Below are 24,023 nucleotides of genomic sequence, written 5' to 3' on the forward strand. Positions count from 1 at the left end.
GCCCTTTCAAAGCGCCGGGTCGCGCCGTAAAATGCCCCGGCTGGCAGGATTGCCGCATGGCTGAGGCACAGCAGGACGCAAGGGGCACCGGGGACGACACGCGGGATGTGCACACCGAGGAGGCGGACGCCTGGGGCGAGTTGGTCACCACGGCCCGCCGGACGGTCTCCGACGGACTGGTCGTCGGCACCTCAGGCAACGTCTCGGTCCGCGTCGGCGACACGGTCCTGGTCACACCGTCCGGCGTCCCCTACGACCGCCTCACCCAGGACGACGTGACGGGCGTCGACCTGGAGGGCCGTCAGGTCCTCGGCACCCTCGTACCGACGAGCGAACTCCCTATGCACCTCGCCGTCTACCGCGACACCGACGCCCGCGCGATCGTCCACACCCACGCGGTGCACGCCACGGCCGTCTCCACGCTCGTACCCGAACTCCCGGCGATCCACTACATGACCGGCGCCCTCGGCGGCACCGTCCGGGTCGCCCCCTACGCCACCTACGGCACCGACGAGTTGGCCGTAAACATGCTCCAGGCCCTCACCGACCGCACCGCCTGCCTCCTCCAGAACCACGGCACGATCGCCTACGGCACGACCCTCTCCCAGGCCTACGACCGCACGGCCCAGCTGGAATGGATGTGCCACCTGTGGCTGACGGCCCGCGCGGTACCGGGCCTGACTCCCCATCTCCTGACGGAGGAACAGGTGGCGGAGGCGGGGGAGCGGTTGCGGGGGTATGGGCAGCTGCGCTGAGCCCCTGCGGGGCGCCTAGGGGGTTCCGGGTGCTGTCGTCGGGCGGGTGCGGGCCGGTGGGGGCTGGTCGCGCAGTTCCCCGCGCCCCTGGGTGGGTCAGGTCGGCGCCAGCCAGGACGGGCCGTTGGCCGCGTACGGCGGGAAGGGGACGGGGTGGGGGGTGTCCGCCCGCAGCGGCCGGCGTCCGTCATCCAGTACTGCTCAAGTGACCGAGCCGCCGGACCGAGGACGGATACCCCCCACCCCCGCCCCCCCCCCCCCCCCCCGCCCGACCCCCACCCCCCCCCCCCCCCCCCCCCCCCCCCGCCCCCGACCCACCCACCGAGCAGAACGCGCTACACACGCCCCCACCGAAGCCGCACCGGCCGCCGCAGGCATTCAGGGGCGCGGGACTGTGTCCATATGCGGCTCCGCCGCGTGGGCGCAAAAACGCCCGCCCCCACCGAACGCGCACACGCCCGACCCCCGCCCACTGGCCGTACCCCTCATCCACCAGCACACTGAACACCGTGCGCACTGTCAAAGCGACGGCCGCCGCCGTCACCGCAGCCCTCGCCGCCGGCGCAGCCGGAATCGTTGCCGGGCGGATCGCCAGCGACGCCGGACTGAAGGCGCCCCCGGGCCGCCCGCTGCCCGGCGAACCCCGGCTCACCGTCCACTCCACCGCCGCCGGCCGCATCGCCCTCACCCGCGACCTCGCCGCCCTCCGCCCCGGCACCTACGGCCTCGCAGGCGACGCCTCCCACGCAGTCGTCGGCGACGTCCTCACCGCGGAAGCGCACTCCGCCGACACCGTCGTCCGCCGCCTGGAACGCGTCACCCACGGCACCCTGGCCCCCGGCGACAAGGTCTGGCTCACCCCGAACGCATACGTCGGCGACCCGAAGTCGGCCCTCGGCCTCGACCACACCGATGTCGACATCCCCGGCGAACTCGGCGCCCTGCCCGCATGGTTCGTCCCCGGCAGACGGGACACCTGGGTCATCGCGGTCCACGGCCTCGGCACCACCCGCGAACACGCCCTGAACATCATGGAGTTCCTGCACCGCCACCGCTTCCCGGTCCTCGCCCCCACCCACCGCGGTGACGTCGGCGCCCCCCGCCCGCCGGACGGCCTGAACCACTTCGGCGAGACCGAGTGGCGCGACCTGGACGCGGCGATGCGGTACGCCGTCGACCACGGCGCCCGCCAACTCGTCCTGCACGGCTGGTCCACCGGCGCCACCATGGCCCTGCGCGCCGCCGCCCGCTCGGACCTGCGCGACCGCGTCAAGGGGCTGGTCCTGGACTCCCCGGTGCTCAGCTGGGAGCTGACCCTGCGGGCCCTGGCCGCGGCCCGCCACACCCCCGGCGTCCTCCTGCCGCTCGCGGTGCGCGCGGCCCAGGGCCGCACCGGCCTGCCCAGCGACCACTCCGGTCTGTACGCCGACCGCACCGTCCCCTACGCCGTCCACGAGGACCGGCCCCGCGAGGACCGGACCCACGAGGACCGGCCCGACGACAAGGACCACGACCGCCCCCCGCCCCCCACCCTGGTCTTCCACGGCCCGGACGACACGATCGCCCCCTGGAACCTCTCCCGCCGTCTCGCCGCCACCCACCCCGACCGGATCACCCTGCACACGGTCCGTCAGGCACCCCACGCGGCGATGTGGAACGCCGACCCGAGCGCCTACGAAGAGACACTGCGCCGTTTCCTCACTCCCCTGATGTGACCCCGGGGCGCCCCGGTCCCACAGGTTCCGTTTAAGCCCGTACTACTGGCCTGATCTCGGCGTATGTCCCTCCGCGCGGCCCCGGCGCCGGCCCTCCCCGGCGCCCGCGGTGGCATTCCGTTTGGGTTTTCGGACCGTCAACCGGAAGACTGCACCCGTGACGTCCCGTATCCCGCGCGACTCCAGGCTTCGACTCGTCCGCCCGCGACCCCTGGCCGCCGCCCCCTCAGCTGTGAACCAACGGCGCCCACGCCGCCCCGCGCCCCGCCCACCCGAGGGCACACCGGCCCCCGCGGAACTGGCCAGAATGGCGCGCAGGGGTCTTGCCGACGCGGCCCGCGTCGCGCACTGGGCCGACGGCGCCCTGGGCCCCGGCAGGGACAGCGCGGGGTCCGACGGCAGCGGCACCCTCTCCGACGAGACCGCCGGCCGCGCCGCCGAGGACCTCGGCCTGACCGTCGCCCAGGTCCGCGCCGACTGGGACACCGCCCGTCTCGCCGGACTCGTCGAGGTGCACGGCGACAGCGCCCGCCCCGGCTGGCGGCTGCGCGCCTGGGACCGCGACGACAGTGCCGTACTGCGCGGCTGGGTCGCCCTCTTCGACGCCTGGTCGCTCGCCGTCCCGGAACCGGCCGGCCGCGAGCCCGCCGCTGTCGCCGAGGTCGTCTCGGCCATGCCCCAGGTGCTCTCCTTCCTCCAGCTGTCCGCGGGGCCCGTCCCCGTCGAGCAGCTCCTGGACCTCCTGGAGCAGCGCGTCACCGAACTGCGCACCGAGCGCTGCGAGATCCCCTACGGCCCCCAGCCGGAGCCCGTGGCGGAGCCCGAGACGGCCGACGCCCCCCTCGCCCCCCTCCTCGACTGGGCGCTGCGCGCCCTCGCCGCCGTCGGCGCCCTGACCTACGGCGACGGCCAGGCCACCCTCACCCCGCTCGGCAACTGGGCGGTGTGGGTCAAGCTGGAGCAGATCTGCGTCGCCGCGCAGAGCCCGGCCGGCAACATCGAGGTCGCCGCCGAGGAGATGCTGCGCGGCTGCGCCCAGCTGCGCCCCAACGCGGCCCGCGCCGAATACCGAGCCTGGCTCGCCGCCCGCCCCGTCGGCAGCGCCGTCACCGAGCTGCTCGGCGCCGCCCGCGGCGACGACGCCCTGCTGCGCGGCCTCGCCTTCGAGGCCCTGCGCGTGGTCGGCGCCCCCGCCGAGCCCGACGTGCGCTCCGTGGCCGACGAGCCCACCCTGCGGCCGTACGCCCTGCTGTGGCTGGCCGAGCACGACGGGATCGACCCGGAGGACGCCCACGAGGTCCTCACCCGGGAGGAGGCCACCTGGCTGTGGGTCGACACCGCGGCCGCCGTCGCCGACCACGGTGAGGCCCCGATGCTGGTGCGGCACCTGGAGTCGGCCCTCCAGCCGACCGTCCCCCAACTGCTCGACGAGGTCCGGGCCGTGGGCCATCCGCGTACCGTGCAGGTCCTGGTCGCCCTCGCCGCCGCCCACCCCGACCCGGCCCTCGCCAAGGCCGTCCGCCGCGCCGCCTTCCAGGTGCACACCGGCGGGTGAGTCAGGGGCGTATCTCCGGCGCGTACGTCCCGAAGCTCCAGATGTTGCCCTCGGCGTCCCGGGCCATGTAGTCCCTGGAGCCGTAGTCCTGGTCGGTCGGGGGCATCAAGATCTCCGCGCCGTGCTCCACGGCGTGCCGGTGATGTGCATCGACGTCGTCCACCACGACGTACACCCCGGCCGGGCCCGCGTCCTTCATCGCCGCGTCGAAGACACCGCCGCGTCCTTTCGAGCCGAGCATCACCGCACCGTTGCCCTGCGTCAGCTCGGCGTGCAGCACCGAGCCGTCCTCGCCCTCGTACACCGAGAGCTCCGTGAACCCGAAGACCTCGGTCAGCTGCTTGATCGCCGCTTTGGCGTCCGCGTACAGCACTGTGGGGTAGATGCTCGGACGTCCGCCACCGGTACCCGTCATACCGATCACTCCCTTGTGACCAAAAAGCCGGACTTCGATCCGTGGACCAGTCTCGCAGCGACCACTGACAACGGCCCTCGCACCAGCTCCCGGCCCTCACCGGAACGTGTCGCACCGTTCCATCTCGCCGCTCCGGTACCCCTCCCGGAACCACTGCTGGCGCTGCTCGGCCGACCCGTGCGTCCACGACTCCGGTGTCACCCGGCCCTGGAACCGCTCCTGGATCCGGTCGTCGCCCACGGCCGCCGCCGCGTCCAGGCCGTCGGCGATGTCCGCGTCCGTGAGGCTCGTGATGAGCGGCCGCCCCGTCGACTCGTCGTTCGTCGTGGTCGCGTGCCGCGCCCACACCCCGGCGTAGCAGTCCGCCTGGAGCTCCACCTTCACCGAGTTGCTGTCCGCGCCGGTCCGCCCGTCCTGCGAGCGGCCCAGCGTGCCCATCAGGTCCTGCACGTGATGCCCGTACTCGTGCGCCACCACGTACGCCTGCGCGAACGGCCCGCCGCTCGCCCCGAACTTCGACCGCAGCTCGTCGAAGAACCCGAGGTCGAGATAGACCTTCCGGTCACCCGGGCAGTAGAACGGCCCGACCGCCGAGGTCGCCGACCCGCAGGCCGTGCCGATCCGCTCACCGAACAGGATCGTGGAGGAGCGGGTGTACGTGGCACCGCGCCGCTCGAACTCCTGGTCCCAGTAGTCCTGCACGCTGTTGACCACCGCCACCGTCCGGCAGTCGTCGCGCGTGTTCGCGTCCTGCCCGCTCTTGCAGCTCCGCTCGACCTCGCCGGCACCGGAGGCCGTGGCCGCGGGCTGTCCGCCGCTGTCGGTGAGCCCGAGCTGGTCCGGGCCGACACCGAGGAAAAGCCCGAGGAGCAGGACGATCAGGCCGCCGATGCCACCGCCGACGGTCGCCTTGCCGCCCGGGATGCGGCTGCCGCGCACGTCCTGCACCTCGGAGGTGTCCAGCCTGGCGTCGTCGTCGAACTGCATGCGGACACCGCCCTCTGCGCGCACCGGCCCCCGCAGGGCATTCGCCCGGCGGGCCCTCCCCGGCCTCGCACGCACACCCGAACGAGGGACGGTGACGGGACCGACCGGATACCCGGAGCGAGACCAACCGAACACCCGGACCCAGAAAAACTGCTTGCACGGCCCCGTTAGACTTGGCCCATGGCCATTCTCCTCGCGCATTAGACGGCGGGAACGTCCTCAGCCGCCCACCCGCCAATCCCAAATCCGCCCTGGAGTCTGTCCGTGATCTCCGCCACCGGTATCGAGCTGCGCGCCGGCGCCCGAGTCCTCATCGAGTCCGCCACCTTCCGAGTCGCCAAGGGCGACCGCATCGGCCTGGTCGGCCGCAACGGCGCGGGGAAGACCACCCTCACCAAGTGCCTGGCCGGCGAGGGCATCCCCGCCGCGGGCCAGATCACCCGCTCCGGCGAGGTCGGCTACCTCCCCCAGGACCCCCGCACCGGCGACCTCGACGTGCTCGCCCGCGACCGCATCCTCTCCGCGCGCGGCCTCGACGTCCTGCTGAAGAAGATGCGCGACAACGAACAGCGCATCGCCAACGGCAAGGGCGCCACCCAGGAGAAGGCGCTCAGGCAGTACGAGCGCCAGGAGACGGAGTTCCTCACCAAGGGCGGGTACGCCGCCGAGGCCGAGGCCGCCACCATCGCCGCCGCGCTGAACCTCCCGGACCGGGTGCTGGGCCAGCCCCTGCACACCCTCTCCGGTGGTCAGCGCCGCCGTATCGAACTGGCCCGGATCCTGTTCTCCGACGCCGACACCCTGCTCCTCGACGAGCCGACCAACCACCTCGACGCCGACTCGATCATCTGGCTGCGGGACTACCTCAAGACCTACCGCGGCGGCTTCATCGTGATCTCCCACGACGTCGACCTGGTCGAGACGGTCGTCAACAAGGTGTTCTACCTGGACGCCAACCGCGCCCAGATCGACGTCTACAACATGGGCTGGAAGCTCTACCAGCAGCAGCGCGAGGCCGACGAGAAGCGCCGGAAGCGCGAACGGCAGAACGCCGAGAAGAAGGCCGCGGCCCTGCACTCGCAGGCCGACAAGATGCGCGCCAAGGCCACCAAGACGGTCGCCGCGCAGAACATGGCCAAGCGAGCCGACAAGCTCCTCTCCGGCCTGGAAGCGGTGCGCCAGCAGGACAAGGTCGCCAAGCTGCGCTTCCCCGAGCCCGCGCCCTGCGGCAAGACCCCGCTGATGGCGGAGGGCCTGTCGAAGTCGTACGGCTCGCTGGAGATCTTCACCGACGTCGACCTGGCGATCGACAAGGGCTCCCGCGTGGTCATCCTGGGCCTCAACGGCGCGGGCAAGACGACCCTGCTGCGCCTGCTCGCCGGGACCGAGCAGCCGGACACCGGCGCGGTCGTGCCCGGCCACGGCCTCAAGCTCGGCTACTACGCCCAGGAGCACGAGACCCTCGACCCGGAGCGCACGGTCCTGGAGAACATGCGCTCGGCGGCCCCCGACCTCGACCTCGTCGAGGTGCGCAAGACGCTCGGCTCGTTCCTGTTCTCCGGCGACGACGTCGACAAGCCGGCCGGGGTCCTCTCCGGCGGCGAGAAGACCCGTCTCGCGCTCGCCACCCTGGTCGTCTCCTCGGCGAACGTCCTGCTCCTCGACGAGCCCACCAACAACCTCGACCCGGCCAGCCGCGAGGAGATCCTCGGCGCCCTGCGCACCTACAAGGGCGCGGTCGTCCTGGTCACCCACGACGAGGGCGCCGTCGAGGCGCTCCAGCCGGAGCGGATCATCCTGCTGCCCGACGGCGTCGAGGACCTCTGGGGCGCGGACTACGCGGATCTCGTCGCCCTCGCCTGACCGTCGCCGCCGCTTGATCGAATACGTGATCAACGGCGTATGGATCATTCGGCCCACCGGTGATCCACCATCTGTGTGAGATCTCCTCGTACCGAGGTGTGTCCTACATCGATTTCACGGCCGAGCCCTTTATCGACCAGGGCTCGGCCGTCGTACGTCTCTGACCTGGCACTTCACAAAGGAACCCGTTCGGCGGTACGAACGCGCCCGGGTGGAATCACAGATTCCGTATGTGGGGACCCGCTCCTGTCGTCAAAACCATGTCTTACGGACCTTGCCGAATGGGTGGCCATGAACGCCCGGAGGGGTGATCATGAGAGGACCAGAGCGCACTTCCCATGAGGAGGACCGGGTGGCCGAGACTCTGAAGAAGGGCAGCCGGGTAACCGGCGCCGCGCGCGACAAGCTCGCGGCAGACCTGAAGAAGAAGTACGACTCCGGTGCGAGCATTCGGGCACTGGCCGAGGAAACCGGCCGCTCGTATGGCTTTGTGCACCGGATGCTCAGCGAATCGGGCGTCACGCTTCGTGGGCGTGGCGGAGCGACGCGGGGCAAGAAGGCCGCAACGTCCTGAACCGGGCGGCCCATCGGCTTCGATGGTGGCCACCCGGTCGGTCGGACGACCGGCCGGGTGGTTACTGTGCAGTCACTTAGCATCGCAGCATCGCTCTGCTGACCGCACGCATCGGAGGCGCCCTATGGCCACGTCCAGCCAGGACGGCCAGGAATCAGTTCCCCTGCTCGACAAGGACGGCGTACGGCTCACCGTCGAGGACACCCTCGCCACGGTGACGCTGACCAACCCGGCCAAGCGCAACGCGCAGAGCCCCGCTCTGTGGCGGGCGCTCGCCGAGGCCGGTCGGCTGCTGCCGGGCTCCGTCCGCGTCGTGGTGCTGCGTGGCGAGGGCAAGTCCTTCTCCGCGGGGCTCGACCGGCAGATGTTCACGCCCGAGGGGATCGAGGGCGAGCCGTCCTTCATCGACCTCGCCCGCAGCGGCGACGCCGAAATCGACGCCGCCATCGCCGGGTTCCAGGAAGGCTTCACCTGGTGGCGACGGAGTGACGTCGTGACCATCGCCGCCGTGCAGGGGCACGCCATCGGGGCGGGTTTCCAGCTGGCCCTCGCCTGTGACCTGCGCGTCGTCGCCGACGACGTGCAGTTCGCCATGCGCGAGACCAGCCTCGGCCTGGTCCCCGACCTCACCGGCACCCATCCTCTGGTGGGCCTCGTCGGATACGCCCGGGCGCTGGAGATCTGCGCCACCGGGCGCTTCGTCACGGCCGAGGAGGCGGTGAGCACCGGCCTCGCCAACATCGCCGTACCCCTCGACCAGCTCGACGGCGCCGTGCGGGACCTGACGGCCGCGCTTCTGTCCGCCCCCCGCGACGCGGTCATCGAGACCAAGGCGCTGCTGCGCGGTGCCCAGGACCGCACCTACGACGAGCAGCGCGGCGCCGAGCGCGCCGCCCAGACCCGACGGCTGCGGGACCTCGCCGGGGTCGGCGACTAGGTCTGTCCGGCGGATCGGGCCGGCTGCAAGAAACGGTGCTGCTCGGTGCGGGTGCCCAGCCCCGCGACGCCGGCATGATCCGCCGGACAGGCCTTAGGGCAGGTCCTGGGTCAGCACGGCCGTCACCAGTACGGCCACCGTCGGACGATCCGGCAGCGCCTCCGCCACGGCGGCGCGGACCTCCCGGGCCACGTCCAGGGCCCGGCGGCCCGCGCCGACCGCCAGTTCGACGCGCACATGGCGGCGCGGAAGCGAGCCGCCCCCCGTCTCACGGTCCCCGAGGTGCACCGGCCGCCCCAGCAGCCCGGTCAGCGCGCCCACACCGGGTACCGCCAGCGCGGCGGCGGCCGCGAGGGTCTCGTCGCCCGGCCCCGCCTCCGCGGGACGCGGCGGCTCGGGCTGCCGTACGGGAGCCGGCTGCGCGTCCTCGTCCAGCAGGGCCGTCACCCGCAGGTCCACCTCGTCGAGCTCCAGGCCCAGCAGTCCGGCCGCCGCCCCGGCGAGAGCCGTGCGCAGCCGCTCCGCCGTCACCGGCAGCGGCTCCGCGGGCGTGGCCTCGAACTCCGCCGTGAGCCGCAGCGGGCCGGGCGGCAGCGCGCTCGGCGGCGGCGGTACGGCGGGCTCGCGCGTGTCCTCCGGATGGGCGAGCGCGATGCGCACCGTGCCCAGCCGTACCCCCGAAAGGCCCTCGGCGGCACTCCGCAGCACCGTCCGGGCCGCCTCCTCGGAGATCCACGCGCCGTCACGCTGACCGCCCAGGGGCAGCAGTCTGCCCAGCCCCAGCTGATGCCGCACTGTCCGTGCCCACTGTTCCGCCGTCATTACTCCAGCCTGCCGCATCTCCGGCGCGCGATCGCGCTACCGCGCTTACGGTGGTCGAAGGAGGACGAGCGAAAGGGGTGACGCGATGACCGACATGACACAGAGCACCGAGGTGGAGCCGCAGGCGCAACTGCGGAAGACCACCAAGCGCGGCGGCGGAGACCCCGCGACCCGTGGGCGGACCACCATCGCCGACGGTGTCGTGGAGAAGATCGCCGGACTCGCGGCACGGGACGTCCTCGGCGTCCACGCCATGGGCAGCGGCCTGAGCCGTACCTTCGGGGCCGTACGGGACCGGGTGCCCGGCGGTTCGAAGTCCGCCACACGCGGGGTCAAGGTGGAGGTCGGCGAGGTGCAGACGGCGCTCGACCTGGAGATCGTCGTGGACTACGGCGTCTCGATCGCCGACGTGGCCAAGGCGGTGCGGGAGAACGTGATCGCCGCGGTGGAGCGGATGACCGGCCTGGAGGTCGTCGAGGTCAATGTCGCGGTGAGCGATGTGAAGCTGCCCGAGGAGGAGGACGAGGAGCCGGAGTCCCGGCTCCAGTAGCCGCACCACACCTGAAGGACCTTTAGGGAGCGCACGATGAGCATGGCCGTGGTCGGCATGATCGCCGGCATGGCGCTGGGCTTCGCAGGGTATTTCGGCGGATTCGGCGCCTTCCTGCTGGTGGCGGCGCTGGGCGCCATCGGCTTCGTCGTCGGCCGGTTCCTGGAAGGGGACCTGGAGATCGGCGACTTCTTCCGCACCCGTGACGACCGACGCGACCGGCGGCCATGACGTCCGTGAGCAGTGAGAACGGCACGGCGGACGAGGTCCGCGGCCCGCTGACCGCTTCCGCCGTCGCGCCCAGGGACCGGGGGGCGACGAGGATCGCCGACCGGGTGGTCTCGAAGATCGCGGGACAGGCGGCCCGCGAGGCGCTCGGAGACCTCCCCGCCGGGGCCGAGCCCCCCTACGCCACCGTCGTCGTCCACCACCGAGCGGCCCACCTCCGGATGCACCTCGAACTGGACTATCCCTGCGACATCGGAGCCCGCTGCCGCGAGGTGCGTCAGCAAGTGGTCGAGCGGGTAGTCGCGTTGGTGGGCATGGAGGTGTCGGAGGTCGCCGTCCAGGTGGAGCGGCTGCATCCGGCTCAGACGCACGGCGCGGCACAGGGGAGGACGCGATGAGCGAGCCCCAGGGCTCCGAGGGCACCACACAACGACTGCCGGTCATCGAGCGGACGGCGGAACCGGACCGGCGCGACCAGTCCGCGTCGGCGGCCGCGTACGGACCACCACCCGCCCTGCAGGACGGGGCGGGCGGCGGCGAACGCCGCTTCTGGTCGGCACGCAGGGTCCCGGCGGGCATCGTCGCCCTGCTGCTCCTGCTCGTCGCGGGAGTCTTCCTCTACGACATCGCGTCCGTCCGGGCCAACCGGCCGGCCATGCACTGGCGCCGCGAACTCTCCCGGCAACTCGCCGAACGCCCCCTGGACGACACCTGGGTCCTGGTCGGCGCCGGAGTCGCCGCGGCCCTGGGCCTGTGGCTGGTCCTCCTGGCCGTCACACCGGGTCTGCGCGGCCTCCTCCCGATGCGCCGCACTCACCCCGACGTCCGCGCCGGCCTCCACCGGGACGCGGCGGCGATGGTCCTGCGCGACCGGGCCATGGAGGTGGCCGGTGTCCAGTCCGCACGCGTGAAGATGCGCCGGAGGAAGGCCGACGTCCGCGCGGTGTCCCACTTCCGCGAACTGGACGACGTACGCGCCGACCTGGACGTGAACCTCGCCGAGGCGATCCGGGCACTGGGCCTGGCCCGGCCCCCCGCCCTCTCGGTGCACGTGGCACGGACGACCCGGAAGAAGGGCTGAGGCCGATGCTCAGGACCGTCAACCGCGTACTGATCGGCCTGGTGGGGCTGGTGCTGCTTCTCGTCGGCGGCTCGGTGCTCGCCGTGGGCCTCGGTCTGCACCCGCCGTCCTGGTGGATCCACGACGGCACGAAGGACGTCCTGCTCAGCGACGCGGAACGCACCCGCTGGGACGGCGAGGCCTGGTGGTGGCCCACTGTCATCGCCGCACTGGCACTCGTGGTGCTGCTGACCCTGTGGTGGCTGACCGCGGTACTGCGCAGGCGCCGGCTCACCGAGGTACGCGTCAACACGGGCGACGGTGAGGGCGCGCTGCTGAGGGGCCGGGCCCTGGAGGGCGTACTCGAAGGCGAGGCGGCAGAGCTGGACGGCGTCCACCGGGCCCACGCCCACCTGACCGGCCGCCCGGACGCCCCCGGGACCCGCGTGCGCCTCCTGCTGGAACCCCACGTGGACCCGGGAACGGCCCTGAACCACCTGACGGCACAGGCCCTGACCCACGCCCGCAACTCGGCAGGCCTGGCGTCCCTCCCGGCCGAGGTCCGCATGACCGGCGTCCGGCACAAGGCGGAACGGGTCAGTTGAGAGACCCGGCTAGAAGCCGTGCCGCATGCCCCCGTCGACCGGCAGCATGACCCCGGTCAGATACGAAGCAGCCGGCGACAGCAAGAACGCCGCGACCCGCCCGAACTCCTCCGGCGTCCCATACCGCCGCAACGGAATCCGGGACTCGTTCGCCGCCCGAGTGGCCTCAGGGTCAGCCGACATCCCGTCCAGTTCGCGCACGCGGTCCGTGTCGATACGGGACGGCAGCAGCCCGACGACCCGGATGCCCCGCGGCCCGAGTTCGTCCGCGAGCGACTTCGCGAACCCGGCGAGCCCGGGCCGCAGCCCGTTGGAGATCGTCAGCCCCGGGATCGGCTCATGGACCGACCCCGACAGTACGAACCCGATCACACCCCCGTCCTCCAGCTCCGCCGCGGCCGCCCGGGCCAGCCGGACCGCCCCGAGGAACACGGACTCGAACGCGGCCTGCCACTGCTCGTCCGTGTTGTCCGCGACGAAGCCGGGCGCGGGCCCGCCCACGCTGATCAGCACCCCGTCGAAGCCGCCGAAGTTCTCCCGCGCGGCGGTGATCAACCGCTCCGCCGTCGACGGATCGGCGTTGTCGACGCCCACGCCCACCGCGCTCGGCCCCAACTCCGCCGCCGCAGCCGAGGCACGCGTCTCGTCCCGCCCGGTCACCACGACCTTCGCCCCGTCGGCGACCAGCTCACGCGCGGCCGCGTTGCCGAGCCCGCGGGTCGCTCCCGTGACGACGTACACCCGGTCCTTCAGTCCAAGATCCATGGCCCCTATCCTGCCTCCTGGCCCCCGAAGAGCGTGAGGGCGGTGTTCACCAGCCCGATGTGGCTGAACGCCTGCGGGAAGTTGCCGAGCTGGGCGCCCGCCACGGGGTCGTACTCCTCGGACAGCAGGCCCACGTCGTTGGCCAGCCCCAGCAGCCGTTCGAACAGGTCCCGGGCCTCCTTCGTGCGGCCCGTCATGTGGAGCGCGTCGGCGAGCCAGAACGAGCACACCAGGAACGTGCCCTCACCGCCGGGCAGCCCGTCCACCGCCGGCTCCTCGGCGCTGTACCGCCGTACCAGCCCGCCGTGGTCCAGTTCCGCGCGGATCGCGTCGATGGTGCCGACGACCCGGGGATCGTCGGGCGGCAGGAAACCGGTGCGCGGGATCAGCAGCAGGGACGCGTCCAGTTCGCGGGAGCCGTAGGACTGGGTGAAGGTGTTGCGTTCGGGGTCGAAGCCCTTCTCGCAGACCTCGCGGTGCACCTCGTCGCGCAGCGCGCGCCAGCCGTCCAGGTCGCCCCGCAGATCCGGGTAGGTCTCCAGGGCACGCACGGCGCGGTCGGCGGCGACCCACGCCATGACCTTCGAGTGGACGAAGTGGCGGCGGCCGCCGCGCACCTCCCAGATCCCCTCGTCCGGCCGCCGCCAGGAGGACCGGAGGAAGTCCAGCAGGACGCTCTGCAGGGACCACATGTGCGGGATGGCGGCCAGGCCCGCCCGCCGGGCCAGCGACAGCGAGTCCATGACCTCGCCGTACACGTCCAGCTGGAGCTGCTTCACGGCCTCGTTGCCGATGCGGACCGGCCGGGAGCCGCCGAACCCGGACAGCCACGGCAGCTCGTACTCGGGCAGCCGGCGCTCACCCGCGACGCCGTACATGATCTGGAGGTCGGCCGGGTCGCCGGCGACCGCGCGCAGCAGCCAGTTCCGCCAGGCCTCGGCCTCCTCCAGGTAGCCGCACTGCACCAGGGCGGCCAGGGTGAGGGTGGAGTCGCGCAGCCAGCAGTAGCGGTAGTCCCAGTTGCGCACCCCGCCCATCTCCTCGGGCAGCGAGGTGGTGGCCGCGGCGACGATGCCGCCGGTGGGCCGGTAGGTGAGCGCCTTCAGGGTGATCAGGGACCTGACCACGGCGTCCCGGTGCGGACCGTCGTAACGGCAGCGCGCCGCCCACGCCCGCCAGTCGGCCACGCTGCTCTCCAGCGCCTCGAAGGGGTCGGTCAGCGGCGGGCGCGGCTCGTGCGAGGGGTGCCAGGTGAGGACGAACGCGACCTTCTCGCCCTCCTCGACGGTGAACTCCGAGTACGTCGCGAAGCGCTCGCCCCAGGTGCGGACCGCGGGCTCGCTGCGCAGCCAGGTGGCGTCGGGGCCGGCGACGGCCACCCGCTGCCCGTCGGACCTGCGCACCCACGGCACGATCGAGCCGTACTCGAAGCGCAGCCGGAGCGTGCTGCGCACGGTGACCCGGCCGCGGAGCCCCTCCACGACCCGTACGACATCGGGGGCGACATCGCGCTGCGGCATCAGGTCGGTGACCCGCACCGCGCCCTCGTCGGTCTCCCACTCGGTGTCCAGCACGAGGGTGTCGGGGCGGTAGGCGCGCCTCGTGCACCGGTCCGCGCCGTCGGGGGCGATCCGCCAGTGGCCGTTCTCCTCGTCCCCGAGCAGCCGGGCGAAGCAGGCGGCCGAGTCGAAGCGGGGCAGGCACAGCCAGTCCACGGAGCCGTCCATGCCGACCAGGGCGGCGGTCTGTTCGTCGCCGATGAGGGCGTAGTCCTCGATACGGGGGTGCACGCAGTGCGGTTTCCCTGCTGGTCGGGGTGGCAATCAGGGGTGGGGCCGGGGGAGTGACGCCACCGTGCCCGTTCCGGTGTTCGAGAAGATCACTCCCGGGTGTGCGGGGGTCTGGTTCAGCACCCACAGCCCGATCAGCGTCGCCAGTGTGAAGACGACCGCGATGAGGACCGCGAGGACGAGCCGACGCCGGCGTTCGCGGCGCAGCCATTCACCGCGTGCCGTGCGATAGGCGTCGGGCGCCGCGTGCACCCCGCCGGCCAGCGCGGCGAGGGCTTCCTGGAGTTCGCGCTCGGTGTCACGCGAGGGAGTCGTCTCTCGATGCGTCATCGCCGGGCCTCCATCGCCTGCGTCAGGGCGGCCAGGCCGCGTGCCGTGTGCGTCTTCACGGAGCCGCAGGAGATCCCCATCGCCGAGGCGATCTCGCTCTCCTTCAGCCCGAGCCAGTGCCTGAGCACCAGCGCTTCGCGCTGCCGGGCGGGCAGTTGCTGGAGCGCGTCGATGAGGACGCGCTGGTCGTCGTGGAGGAGCGCGGTGCTCTCCGCGGAGGCGACCAACTCGGTGGCGGGCGCCTCGACGTGCTTGCGGGCGACCTGGAGGTGCCGTATCCGCATCCGGGTCAGATTGCAGACGGTGGAGCGCAAATAGGCCTCCGCCGCCTCACTGTCCCTCAGGCGCCGCCACTTCCGGTAGATCTGGTAGTAGGCCTCGGCGACCACGTTCTCCGGGTCGTCGGCGCCGAGCAGCACGGCGAGGCGGAGCATCGAGGCGTAGTGCAGCTCGAAAAGGTGGGCCACACCGGCCTCGCGCTCCAGCTCGGCCGGGTCGGCCGCGGCGGGGGCGAGCGGGACGGGCACGGGGGTGCCGGGTCGCAGGTGCTGTCTCACGGGTGGTTCGCTCCCGTCTCGGGGCGCCGCCTGACGGTCAGGCGCGACGGTAGGTCGGTCAGGTCGGCGCCGCGCGGGACGCCGAGCCGTTCGAGGGCCGCGGTCCCGGCCAGGGCGACGGTCAGGTTCAGCAGGAGGGCGACCAGACCGGCGTAGATCTGGAAGGGGCCCGCCCCGATCGACGAGAACCCCTCGCGGACGACGAGGAAGGTGCCGGCCAGCATGCCCGCGCCCCACCCGGCGAGCAGCGCCCGCGGGTGCAGCCGCCCGGTGAACAGGCCCACGGCGACGGCCGGGAAGATCTGCAGGATCCAGACCCCGCCGAGGAGCTGGAGGTTGACGGCGTCCTGGTCGCGCAGCCCGAACACGAACGCCACCGCGCCCACCTTCGCCGTCAGCGACACCGCCTTGGCGATCCGCACCTGACGCTTGGGCGTGGCGGTGGGGTGCACGTACTCGACGTACACGTTGCGGACGAAACTGGTGGCCGCCGCGATCGACATGACCGCGGCCGGGACCAGTGCCCCCACGGTGATCGCGCCGAACACCAGCCCGGCCAGCGGCCCCGGCATCAGCCGGTCCACCAACATCGGTACGGCCGTCTCGGCGCCGCCCTCCGGGGCTCGCACCCCGGCCGCGAGCGCCGCGATCCCCAGGAACCCGAAGAGAGCGAGCAGCCCTGTCCAGGCCGGCAGCGCCACGGCGACCTTGCGCAGGGTGCGCGGGCCGTCGGCGGCGAAACCGGCGGTCAGGACGTGCGGGTACATCAGCAGGGCGAGCGCGGAGCCGAGGGCGAGGGTGGCGTAGGCGGGCTGCTGTCCGGGGGAGAGGAGCAGGGCCGGGGCGCCCAGGCGTTCGGCGGCCCCGTCGAACACCGCGCCCGGTCCGCCGAGCCGTTCCAGGACCAGCCAGGTGACGGCCGTGAGGGAGACGAACACGGCGACCGCCTTCAGTGCGGAGATCACGGTGGGCGCCCGCAGCCCGTGCCGGTAGGTGGCCACCGCGAGCCCCGCGAACAGCGCCACCATCACCAGGTCACCGGTCGCGCCCCGCGGATACACGCCCCCGGCGGTCAGCACGGCCCGTATCCCGAGCAGTTGCAGCGCCAGGTACGGCATCGTCGCCAGGATCCCGGTCAGCGCGACCACCAGGGCCAGCGGCGGCGAGCCGTAGCGGCCGCGTACGAAGTCGGCGGCGGTGATGTAGCCGTGCCGCCGGGCCACCTCACCGAGGCGGCTGAGCAGCACGAAGGCGATCGGACAGACGATCACCGTGTACGGCACCGCGAAGAAGGCGGCCCCGCCGTTGCCGTACGCGAGGCCCGGCACCGCGGTGAAGGTGTACGCGGTGAAGATCGTGCCGCCGAGCAGCAGCCAGGTCCACACCGGGCCGAGGCTGCGGTCGGCCAGCGCCCAGCCCTCCAGGGACGGCAGCCGGTCGCTCGGACGCAGCCGGCGCGCGGTCACGGCGAGCAGCGACGCTCCGCCGATCACGGCGAGGAACGTCGCGGTCATGGCGTTGTCGGCCATGGTCACCGTCCTTGGTGTGCCCCGGGTGTGTGCGCGGGGATGGCTGTGCCCTCGCGCATTAGTTGCGCGGACCGCCGGTTCGGATGACCGACATCGGCGGGAAATCTCCCCGGAATTCGCTGTCAACCGTCCGCGGGGGGTGGGCAACTCTTGCACAGACCGACAGCGATGGGGAGAGGAGCGCAGGTCATGGCACGGACCGGTCATCACCGGCTACGGCGCGTCGCGATCGCCGTACTGCTCCTCGCCCCCGCCGCCGGACTGCTGTGGGTCCCGATGTACGCCGGTGCGGAGCCGCGCCTCGCGGGCACGCCGTTCTTCTACTGGTACCAGCTCGCCTGGGTGCCGGGGTGCGGACTGTGCCTGCTCGCCGCGTACGCCCTGTCGGACCGACATCGCCGCTGAGCCCTTCTGATCTCGCACCGCTCTTGGTGAGGAGCCGCCATGCCCGAAACCGTCCTTCAGCCTGCCCTTGAGGCACCTGAAAAATCACGAATGTCACCCCGCTCGATCCTTCTGTGGGCCGCCGTCGCGCTGCTCGGCGCGGTCGCCTGGGGTGTGCTCGCGCTGGCCCGGGGCGAGCAGATCTCCGCGGTCTGGCTGGTCGTCGCCGCGCTCGGGTCGTACGCGATCGCCTACCGCTTCTACTCCCGCTTCATCGCCCGCCGCGTCCTGAAGCCGGACGACCGCCGCGCCACCCCGGCCGAACGGCTGGAGGACGGGGTCGACTTCCACCCCACCGACAAGCGGGTCCTCCTCGGCCACCACTTCGCCGCGATCGCGGGCGCCGGCCCCCTGGTCGGCCCGGTCCTCGCGGCCCAGATGGGATACCTGCCCGGCACCCTGTGGATCGTCGCCGGAGTGATCTTCGCGGGCGCGGTGCAGGACATGGTCGTGCTGTTCCTGTCGATGCGTCGGGACGGCAAGTCGCTCGGGCAGATGGCCCGCGACGAGATCGGCCGGGCGGGCGGTGCCGCCGCACTGGTCGCGGTCTTCGCCATCATGATCATCCTGCTGGGTGTGCTGGCCCTGGTCGTGGTCAACGCCCTCGCCCACTCCCCGTGGGGCACCTTCTCCGTCGCCATGACCATCCCGATCGCCCTGTTCATGGGCTTCTGGCTGCACCGCATCCGCCCGGGCCGGGTCGTCGAGACCAGCTTCATCGGCGTCGCGCTGCTGCTCCTCGCGATCATGGGCGGCAGCTGGGTCCAGAACTCCTCCCTGGCCTCCGCCTTCACCCTCAGCCCCACGACGCTGGTCTTCTGCCTGGTCGGCTACGGCTTCGTGGCCTCGGTCCTGCCGGTCTGGATGCTCCTGGCCCCCCGCGACTACCTCTCCACCTTCATGAAGATCGGGACCATCGCGCTGCTCGCGGTGGGCGTCGTGGTCGCCGCCCCGGTGCTGCGCGCGGACGCGGTGAGCGACTTCGCGACCTCGGGCGCCGGACCGGTGTTCGCGGGATCCCTGTTCCCCTTCCTCTTCATCACCATCGCCTGCGGCGCGCTGTCCGGTTTCCACGCGCTGGTCTCCTCCGGTACGACACCGAAGCTGATCCGCAAGGAGTCGCAGGTCCGCATGATCGGCTACGGCGCCATGCTGATGGAGTCGTTCGTCGCGATCATGGCGCTGATCGCCGCGGCCACCCTGGAGCCCGGCCTGTACTACGCGATGAACGCACCGGCGGGCCTGCTGGGCGCTACGGCCGAGTCGGCATCGCACGCGGTCGCCGGCCTCGGCTTCACCATCACCCCCGACCAGCTGACCCACGCGGCCAGGGCGGTCGAGGAACAGTCGCTGATCGCCCGCTCCGGCGGCGCCCCGACCCTCGCGGTCGGCATGTCGGAGATCTTCTCCGGGGTGTTCGGCGGCACTGCCATGAAGGCCTTCTGGTACCACTTCGCGATCATGTTCGAGGCGCTGTTCATCCTGACCACGGTGGACGCGGGCACCCGGGTCGGGCGCTTCATGCTCCAGGACATGCTCGGCAACGTGTGGAAGCCGGTCGGCCGGGTCAACTGGAAGCCCGGCATCTGGCTGTGCAGTGCTCTGGTGGTCGCGGCCTGGGGTTACTTCCTCTACACCGGCGCCACCGACCCGCTCGGCGGGATCAACCAGCTCTTCCCGCTCTTCGGCATCGCGAACCAGCTGCTGGCCGCCATCGCGCTGGCGGTGTGCACCACGGTCCTCGTCAAGTCCGGGAAGCTGCGCTGGGCGTGGGTGACCGGGGTTCCGCTGGCCTGGGTGGTCGCGATCACCTTCACCGCGGGCTGGCAGAAGATCTTCTCCGAAGACCCGCGGGTCGGGTTCTTCGCCCAGCGCGCCAAGTACGCGGACGGCATCGACGCGGGCCGGGTGCTCGCACCCGCCAAGACCCTCGACGACATGCACACGGTCGTCACCAACTCCACCGTCGACGGGGTGCTGATCACCGTGTTCCTGCTGCTGGTCGCGGTCGTGCTCGTGAACGCCGCGGTGGTGTGCGTGCGGGCGGTCCGGACACCGGGGGCACTTCCGACGACGGAGTCGCCGTACGCCGAGTCGCGGCTCGATGTTCCCGGCCGGGCCGGTGAGGAGCTGGCGGGAGTGCGCTCGTGACCGCGACCGCTCGGCGCTGGGCCCGGGGTGTCCGGTGGTACCTGCGGGAGCTGACGGGGGAGGCGGAGTACGACCGCTACCGCGAGTGGCATCTGCGCCACCATCCCGTCGCTCCGGTACCGACCCGGCGGGAGTACGAGGTGCTGCGCACGCGGCACCGGGAGGCTCATCCGCAGGGGCGGTGCTGTTGAGGCGTCACTGCTTTCGCCGCGGATCACGGGGCGGGCGTACTGCCCGCCCCGTGATCCCTCGACACTCACCCCGGGACCGAGATGCTCAGACGCCGCCGTCACGCCCTGCTGGTCCGCCCCGCCCTCGACGACGACGCGCTGCACGCGACGCTGACCGAGCTGCGGCCCACGCTCCAGTCCCACGGCCTCGGCGCGGGTTCCGGCCGCCCGCCCTGGCAGCCGGTCTCCACGCTGCTGCGGGACACGGGGAGGGACTGGGACCGCCGGTGGCACCGGATGTCCGTACTGGCGGGTGGCGTGCCGGTCGCGGTGTGCGAACGATGGATGGCGGAACGGCCCGGTGACGCGGACGCGCTGGTGCTGTGGGCCTGTGTCCGCAGCACACGGTGGACCTCCGCCGCGGGACGGTCCGCCGCCCAGGACGCCGAACGGGCGTGTCTGCGGGCCGCCGAGGCCTGTCCCGAGGATCCGACTCCCTGGCTGGCGCTCCTGGGGCTGATGCGTTCCCTCGCCGTGCCGGCCCGGGACGCCGTGCCCGTCTGGACCGAGGCCGTCACCCGCGCCCCCTGGCACCGGGGCGCCTACCACCGGCTGCTGAAGTACCTCTCCCCGCGCGGGCGGGGCTCGGTGGCCGACATGATGGACTTCGCCGGTCACGGTGCCACCCGCGCCCCGCACGGCTCACCGCTCGCCCTGCTCCCCGTGGCGGCCCGGGTCGAACTCGTCGCCCACCGGCATCGGCAGATGTCCCTCGGGGCGGACAGCCACTGGAACGAACCCCGGGCCGGTGCCGAGATCGAGGCGGCCCTGGCCGACTGGTTCCACACCGGGGCCGCCCCGCACGCCGAGGCCGTCGCCGACCTCAACCTCCTGGCCTTCGCCCTCGTCCGCATGCACCGCCCGGCCGACGCGGCTCCCGTGTTCCGGCGGATCGGCCGCCATATGACCCCGCATCCGTGGGAGCTGCTGCCCGAGCCGGAGCGCACGTTTCTTTACTGGCGGGACCGTCCGGACGGCTGAGGGTCACACGGCGGCCGGCTCGGCCTCTGTCGCGCCTTCCCGCTCCGTCTTCTCCCGGCGGTCGCGCAGCTCGCGCCGCACCAGGATGACCCATCCGACGGGGACCCCCACGGAGAACAGCCACCACTGGATCGCGTAGGCGTAGTTCAGCGCGGCGTCCTCCTTGCCAGGGTTGCCGCCGATCAGTTCCGGGCTGTCACCCTTCGGATCGGGCGCCGTCTGGGCGATGTAGCCGCCGAGCACCGTGGCGCCCAGCCGCTTCGCCTCCTGCTCGCTGTTGATCAGCATGACCTGCCGGTCCGGCAGCCCCTTGAGGTTCTTGATGCCGCTCGCCGCGGTCGTCTCGTCGGGCATCAGCCGCCCGGTGACGGTGATCTCGCCCTTCGGGGGAGCGGGGATCTCGGGGAACGCGGTCTGGCTCGGGCCGTTCGCGGGGATCCAGCCCCGATTGACCAGCAGCACCTTGCCGTCGTCGAGGACGAGGGGGGTCAGGACGTGGTAGCCGACCTCGTCGTCCGAGTTGGTGCGGCGACGGACGACGACCTCGTCGGCGGTGTCGAAGTGCCCCTTCGCGGTCACGCTGCGGTACCGGTCGTGCGTGGTGACCGTGTGTCCGGGTGAGGTCATCCGCTCCACGGGCACCGGCTTGGCGGCCATCGCGTCCGAGACCAGCTGGTTGCGGGCGCTGCGCTCCTCGTAGCGGTGCATCTGCCAGATGCCCAGCCTGATCATCGTGGGGATGAGGAGGAGGGCGACCAGCGTGAGGATCACCCACTGCCGGGACAACAGGAAGCGGTACACCCCATGACCGTACAACTCGGGCCCCGGGGTGTGCGCACAGGGGTGTGTCAGTGCTCGCAGATCAGTTTCACTCGATCGGGTTAGAAACTGGCCGTACCGTCCCATGCACGGAGTCCGCTGCGTAGGTTTCGGATCGAAATCACCGAGTGACCGTCCATATGCCATGCCAGCAGAAACGGGACCCACCAGCTCTTGGCGCTGGAGCCTCGGCACTGTGCAAGTAGTCACGAGGGGGGCTGTGGGCATTCGTCAGAATCGGATTCGCCCGATGGAGCCCGGCAGCGGGACAGCCCCGCCATGTCCGCAGGACTTCCGCAGCGGATTGCCGGGGTACGCACTGCTCGTTCTTGTCCTGCTGAGCGCGGCATACGCCGTTGGGGCCGCATTCGGCTGGGGGTCGGGCGAGGCCGCCCTGATCATGCGCGACTTCGGTCTCAGCGCCGCGTCCGGCGCGGCGGCCGTGTCCTGCTTCCTCTACGCCCGGCGCCACCAGGTCCGCGCCCGACTCGCCTGGCTGCTGTTCGCGCTGTCCTCGGCGACGGCGGCCCTGGGCTACCTGGTCTGGGGGTGGTACGAGGCTGTCCTGCAGCGGCCTGTGCCCAGCCCCAGTTATGGCGACGGGTTCTTCCTGTGCTTCGCGCCGCCCGCCGTCGTGGGCCTGCTGGTGCTCGTCAAACGGCCGGTGACGAGGGCGGGCTGGGTCTGTCTCGGGCTGGATGCCTGGCTCCTCGGTGGCTCACTGCTGACCCTGTCGTGGAGCCTCGCCCTGGCGGTGAAGTTCGACGGACTCAGCGTGGCGCACACCGCGCTGTCCCTGGCGTACCCGCTCCTGGACATCGCGCTGGTCAGCCTGGTGCTCGCGCGGTACCTCCGGCGCTCGTCGGTCAACCGCACCGCGGTCAACACCGCCTTCGGGGTGCTCGCGCTGACCGTGATGTGCGATGTCCTGCGCACTTCGCCGCTGCTGCACCACAACGGCCACTCGGGCCTGCTACTGGACACGGGCTGGTTCGCCGCTTCGCTGCTCCTGTCGTATGCCCCGTGGGCCGCGTCCCGGGGCGGGCTTCCGGAAGGAGCCAATGGTGCGCGCGGACGTCCGGGGCGTCTGGATGGTGACGCCCACGACGACCGTCGCGTTCGTTATCCGACCGCCAGGCCGACGGTGAGCCCCTGGCCGGCTCTCACGCCTTATCTGGCCGCCGCTGTCTGCACGTTGGGAATTGTCTACAACATCCTCAACGGCCGCAGGGTCGACCGCGTGGTGCTCCTCACCGGCGGCACCGTCGTGCTCGCCCTCGTGGTGCGCCAGGGCATCATGCTGCTCGACAGCATCACCCTCACCCAGGAACTCGCGCAGAAGGAGAACCACTTCCGCTCCCTGGTGCAGGGCTCCAGCGACGTCATCATGATCGCCGCGCCCAACGGCATCCTCCGCTACGTCTCCCCGGCCGCCGCCAGGGTCTACGGACGCCCCGCCGAAGACCTGGTGGGCACAGAACTGGCCGGTCTCATCCACCCGGAGGACCTGGGCTGCGTGGTGCACGAGGTGCGCCGCTTCCTCGCCGCCGACCCCCTCGAAGAACCCACCACCCGCATCGAGTGCCGCTTCCGGTCCGGCGACGGCGGCTGGCTCAACGTCGAGTCGACCGTCAACCGTCACCACGGCGGCCTCATCTTCAACAGCCGGGACGTGACCGAGAGAGTGCGCCTGCAGGCGCAGCTCCAGCACAACGCCGAGCGCGACCCGCTGACCGACCTGCTCAACCGTGCCCGGTTCACCCAGCGCGTCCAGCAGGCCCTCTCCGGCCGTCGCAGCGATCACAGCGTCGCGGTGCTCTTCGTCGACCTCGACGGCTTCAAGGCCGTCAACGACACGATCGGGCACCAGGCCGGGGACGAACTGCTCGTCCAGGCCGCCCGCAGACTCCAGCAAAACGTAGGGAACGAAGATACCGTGGCCCGTCTTGGCGGCGACGAGTTCGCTGCTCTCGTCGTGGACAGCAGCATCCGCGACCGCTCGACCCGCGAGCAGCACATCCTTGAACTCGCCGACAGGCTGAGAATCACCCTGTCCCAGCCTTCGCCCATCGACGGCGGAGACGTGAAGGTCACCGTCTCCATCGGAATCGCTTTCGCCGAGCCGGGGCTTGCCGCGAGCGAGTTGCTGCGCAACGCCGACTTGGCCATGTACCGCGCGAAGAGTTGGGGGAAGGACAGGGTCGAGCGATACGCGCCATATATGCAGGACGAGACTCCTGCGGTGGCCAGAGCCGCCGGCGAGACGCTGGAGCATACCCTCGCCCGACTCCTTGTATGGCTCGGGCCGCCGCCCGAGCCGACCGAACTCGAATACGCCCCGGCAGGAAACGGTGACGGAGG

At 71.9% G+C, this 24,023-nt stretch carries 24 protein-coding genes and 1 pseudogene; 16 read left to right on the forward strand and 9 right to left on the reverse strand.

Annotated elements, in window-relative coordinates; genetic code table 11:
* Positions 1 to 56 precede the first annotated feature (56 nt).
* The 3 genes from ACFYZ8_RS28715 (at position 57) to ACFYZ8_RS28725 (ending at position 4,025) form a co-directional block, all read left to right on the forward strand.
* Complete coding sequence (locus tag ACFYZ8_RS28715; protein ID WP_359040647.1) at positions 57 to 755, forward strand: class II aldolase/adducin family protein; 699 nt, start codon at positions 57 to 59, stop codon at positions 753 to 755.
* Positions 756 to 1,264: 509 nt separating this feature from the next.
* Positions 1,265 to 2,470, forward strand: a complete 1,206-nt coding sequence (locus ACFYZ8_RS28720; RefSeq protein ID WP_388538013.1) for an alpha/beta hydrolase — start codon at positions 1,265 to 1,267, stop codon at positions 2,468 to 2,470.
* A gap of 157 nt (positions 2,471 to 2,627) precedes the next feature.
* Positions 2,628 to 4,025, forward strand: coding sequence for a hypothetical protein (locus tag ACFYZ8_RS28725; RefSeq protein WP_388538015.1), 1,398 nt, complete (start codon positions 2,628 to 2,630; stop codon positions 4,023 to 4,025).
* 1 nt (position 4,026) lies between these two features.
* On the opposite strand, the gene ACFYZ8_RS28730 is transcribed toward ACFYZ8_RS28725, so the two are convergent.
* Positions 4,027 to 4,440 carry a VOC family protein gene (locus tag ACFYZ8_RS28730; RefSeq protein WP_359038502.1) on the reverse strand — a complete coding sequence of 138 codons (414 nt, stop codon included), beginning with the start codon at positions 4,438 to 4,440 and terminating at the stop codon, positions 4,027 to 4,029.
* A 96-nt stretch (positions 4,441 to 4,536) separates the two neighbouring features.
* Positions 4,537 to 5,427 carry a neutral zinc metallopeptidase gene (locus ACFYZ8_RS28735; RefSeq protein WP_388538016.1) on the reverse strand — a complete coding sequence of 297 codons (891 nt, stop codon included), beginning with the start codon at positions 5,425 to 5,427 and terminating at the stop codon, positions 4,537 to 4,539.
* A gap of 264 nt (positions 5,428 to 5,691) precedes the next feature.
* Here ACFYZ8_RS28735 and ACFYZ8_RS28740 point away from each other — a divergent pair, with 264 nt between their 5' ends.
* The 3 genes from ACFYZ8_RS28740 (at position 5,692) to ACFYZ8_RS28750 (ending at position 8,801) form a co-directional block, all read left to right on the forward strand.
* Complete coding sequence (locus ACFYZ8_RS28740) at positions 5,692 to 7,290, forward strand: ABC-F family ATP-binding cassette domain-containing protein (protein WP_359038506.1); 1,599 nt, start codon at positions 5,692 to 5,694, stop codon at positions 7,288 to 7,290.
* Between the two features lie 352 nt (positions 7,291 to 7,642).
* Positions 7,643 to 7,864, forward strand: coding sequence for a helix-turn-helix domain-containing protein (locus tag ACFYZ8_RS28745; RefSeq protein ID WP_010355597.1), 222 nt, complete (start codon positions 7,643 to 7,645; stop codon positions 7,862 to 7,864).
* Between the two features lie 124 nt (positions 7,865 to 7,988).
* Positions 7,989 to 8,801: an enoyl-CoA hydratase/isomerase family protein gene (locus tag ACFYZ8_RS28750; RefSeq protein WP_388538019.1), complete on the forward strand. Its 813-nt coding sequence runs from the start codon at positions 7,989 to 7,991 to the stop codon at positions 8,799 to 8,801.
* A 93-nt stretch (positions 8,802 to 8,894) separates the two neighbouring features.
* On the opposite strand, the gene ACFYZ8_RS28755 is transcribed toward ACFYZ8_RS28750, so the two are convergent.
* Positions 8,895 to 9,623, reverse strand: a complete 729-nt coding sequence (locus tag ACFYZ8_RS28755) for a nucleopolyhedrovirus P10 family protein (RefSeq protein WP_388538020.1) — start codon at positions 9,621 to 9,623, stop codon at positions 8,895 to 8,897.
* Between the two features lie 85 nt (positions 9,624 to 9,708).
* Here ACFYZ8_RS28755 and ACFYZ8_RS28760 point away from each other — a divergent pair, with 85 nt between their 5' ends.
* Genes ACFYZ8_RS28760 through amaP form a run of 5 tightly spaced genes read left to right on the forward strand, consistent with a single transcriptional unit; the run spans position 9,709 to position 12,066 of the window.
* A complete protein-coding gene (locus tag ACFYZ8_RS28760; protein ID WP_359038512.1) occupies positions 9,709 to 10,173 on the forward strand; it encodes an Asp23/Gls24 family envelope stress response protein in 465 nt (154 codons plus the stop codon).
* Positions 10,174 to 10,209: 36 nt separating this feature from the next.
* Positions 10,210 to 10,404 carry a hypothetical protein gene (locus ACFYZ8_RS28765; protein ID WP_020121359.1) on the forward strand — a complete coding sequence of 65 codons (195 nt, stop codon included), beginning with the start codon at positions 10,210 to 10,212 and terminating at the stop codon, positions 10,402 to 10,404.
* The gene (locus ACFYZ8_RS28770) at positions 10,401 to 10,799 is read left to right on the forward strand and encodes a hypothetical protein (RefSeq protein ID WP_359038515.1); all 399 of its coding nucleotides are present in this window, start codon (positions 10,401 to 10,403) and stop codon (positions 10,797 to 10,799) included. The genes ACFYZ8_RS28765 and ACFYZ8_RS28770 overlap by 4 nt, the downstream gene beginning before the upstream one ends.
* Entirely contained in the window at positions 10,796 to 11,482 is a 687-nt protein-coding gene (locus ACFYZ8_RS28775) for a DUF6286 domain-containing protein (protein ID WP_388538022.1), read from the forward strand. The genes ACFYZ8_RS28770 and ACFYZ8_RS28775 overlap by 4 nt, the downstream gene beginning before the upstream one ends.
* 5 nt (positions 11,483 to 11,487) lie before the next feature.
* A complete protein-coding gene (gene amaP, locus ACFYZ8_RS28780) occupies positions 11,488 to 12,066 on the forward strand; it encodes an alkaline shock response membrane anchor protein AmaP (RefSeq protein ID WP_359038519.1) in 579 nt (192 codons plus the stop codon).
* 9 nt (positions 12,067 to 12,075) lie between these two features.
* On the opposite strand, the gene ACFYZ8_RS28785 is transcribed toward amaP, so the two are convergent.
* The 5 genes from ACFYZ8_RS28785 to ACFYZ8_RS28805 are packed head-to-tail and all read right to left on the reverse strand — an operon-like array spanning position 12,076 to position 17,037.
* Positions 12,076 to 12,831 (reverse strand): SDR family oxidoreductase, encoded by a 756-nt coding sequence (locus tag ACFYZ8_RS28785; protein ID WP_388538024.1) that lies wholly within the window; start codon positions 12,829 to 12,831, stop codon positions 12,076 to 12,078.
* Positions 12,832 to 12,836: 5 nt separating this feature from the next.
* Complete coding sequence (locus ACFYZ8_RS28790) at positions 12,837 to 14,621, reverse strand: glycoside hydrolase family 15 protein (protein ID WP_388538026.1); 1,785 nt, start codon at positions 14,619 to 14,621, stop codon at positions 12,837 to 12,839.
* A 33-nt stretch (positions 14,622 to 14,654) separates the two neighbouring features.
* Positions 14,655 to 14,951, reverse strand: a complete 297-nt coding sequence (locus ACFYZ8_RS28795; protein WP_359038525.1) for a hypothetical protein — start codon at positions 14,949 to 14,951, stop codon at positions 14,655 to 14,657.
* Complete coding sequence (locus ACFYZ8_RS28800; protein ID WP_388538028.1) at positions 14,948 to 15,508, reverse strand: sigma-70 family RNA polymerase sigma factor; 561 nt, start codon at positions 15,506 to 15,508, stop codon at positions 14,948 to 14,950. Before ACFYZ8_RS28800 ends, ACFYZ8_RS28795 begins: the two co-directional genes overlap by 4 nt.
* Complete coding sequence (locus ACFYZ8_RS28805) at positions 15,505 to 17,037, reverse strand: sodium:solute symporter family protein (RefSeq protein ID WP_359038527.1); 1,533 nt, start codon at positions 17,035 to 17,037, stop codon at positions 15,505 to 15,507. Before ACFYZ8_RS28805 ends, ACFYZ8_RS28800 begins: the two co-directional genes overlap by 4 nt.
* A gap of 189 nt (positions 17,038 to 17,226) precedes the next feature.
* Here ACFYZ8_RS28805 and ACFYZ8_RS28810 point away from each other — a divergent pair, with 189 nt between their 5' ends.
* The 4 genes from ACFYZ8_RS28810 to ACFYZ8_RS28825 all read left to right on the forward strand — a co-directional run bounded on the left by ACFYZ8_RS28810 (position 17,227) and on the right by ACFYZ8_RS28825 (position 20,843).
* Complete coding sequence (locus ACFYZ8_RS28810; protein WP_037708068.1) at positions 17,227 to 17,442, forward strand: DUF3311 domain-containing protein; 216 nt, start codon at positions 17,227 to 17,229, stop codon at positions 17,440 to 17,442.
* 90 nt (positions 17,443 to 17,532) lie between these two features.
* The gene (locus tag ACFYZ8_RS28815; protein WP_388538030.1) at positions 17,533 to 19,632 is read left to right on the forward strand and encodes a carbon starvation CstA family protein; all 2,100 of its coding nucleotides are present in this window, start codon (positions 17,533 to 17,535) and stop codon (positions 19,630 to 19,632) included.
* The gene (locus tag ACFYZ8_RS28820; protein ID WP_359038533.1) at positions 19,629 to 19,823 is read left to right on the forward strand and encodes a YbdD/YjiX family protein; all 195 of its coding nucleotides are present in this window, start codon (positions 19,629 to 19,631) and stop codon (positions 19,821 to 19,823) included. Before ACFYZ8_RS28815 ends, ACFYZ8_RS28820 begins: the two co-directional genes overlap by 4 nt.
* A gap of 81 nt (positions 19,824 to 19,904) precedes the next feature.
* The gene (locus tag ACFYZ8_RS28825; RefSeq protein ID WP_388538032.1) at positions 19,905 to 20,843 is read left to right on the forward strand and encodes a hypothetical protein; all 939 of its coding nucleotides are present in this window, start codon (positions 19,905 to 19,907) and stop codon (positions 20,841 to 20,843) included.
* Between the two features lie 3 nt (positions 20,844 to 20,846).
* Here ACFYZ8_RS28825 and ACFYZ8_RS28830 read toward each other — a convergent pair whose 3' ends face one another.
* On the reverse strand, positions 20,847 to 21,644 hold the full coding sequence (locus tag ACFYZ8_RS28830; protein ID WP_388538033.1) for an SURF1 family protein: 798 nt from the start codon (positions 21,642 to 21,644) through the stop codon (positions 20,847 to 20,849).
* A 268-nt stretch (positions 21,645 to 21,912) separates the two neighbouring features.
* Here ACFYZ8_RS28830 and ACFYZ8_RS28835 point away from each other — a divergent pair.
* Positions 21,913 to 23,919: pseudogene (locus ACFYZ8_RS28835) on the forward strand (diguanylate cyclase domain-containing protein); the annotation flags it as partial.
* Positions 23,920 to 24,023 lie beyond the last annotated feature (104 nt).

The sequence above is a fragment of the Streptomyces sp. NPDC001668 genome (assembly GCF_042893155.1).
In the GTDB taxonomy this organism is placed as follows: domain Bacteria; phylum Actinomycetota; class Actinomycetes; order Streptomycetales; family Streptomycetaceae; genus Streptomyces.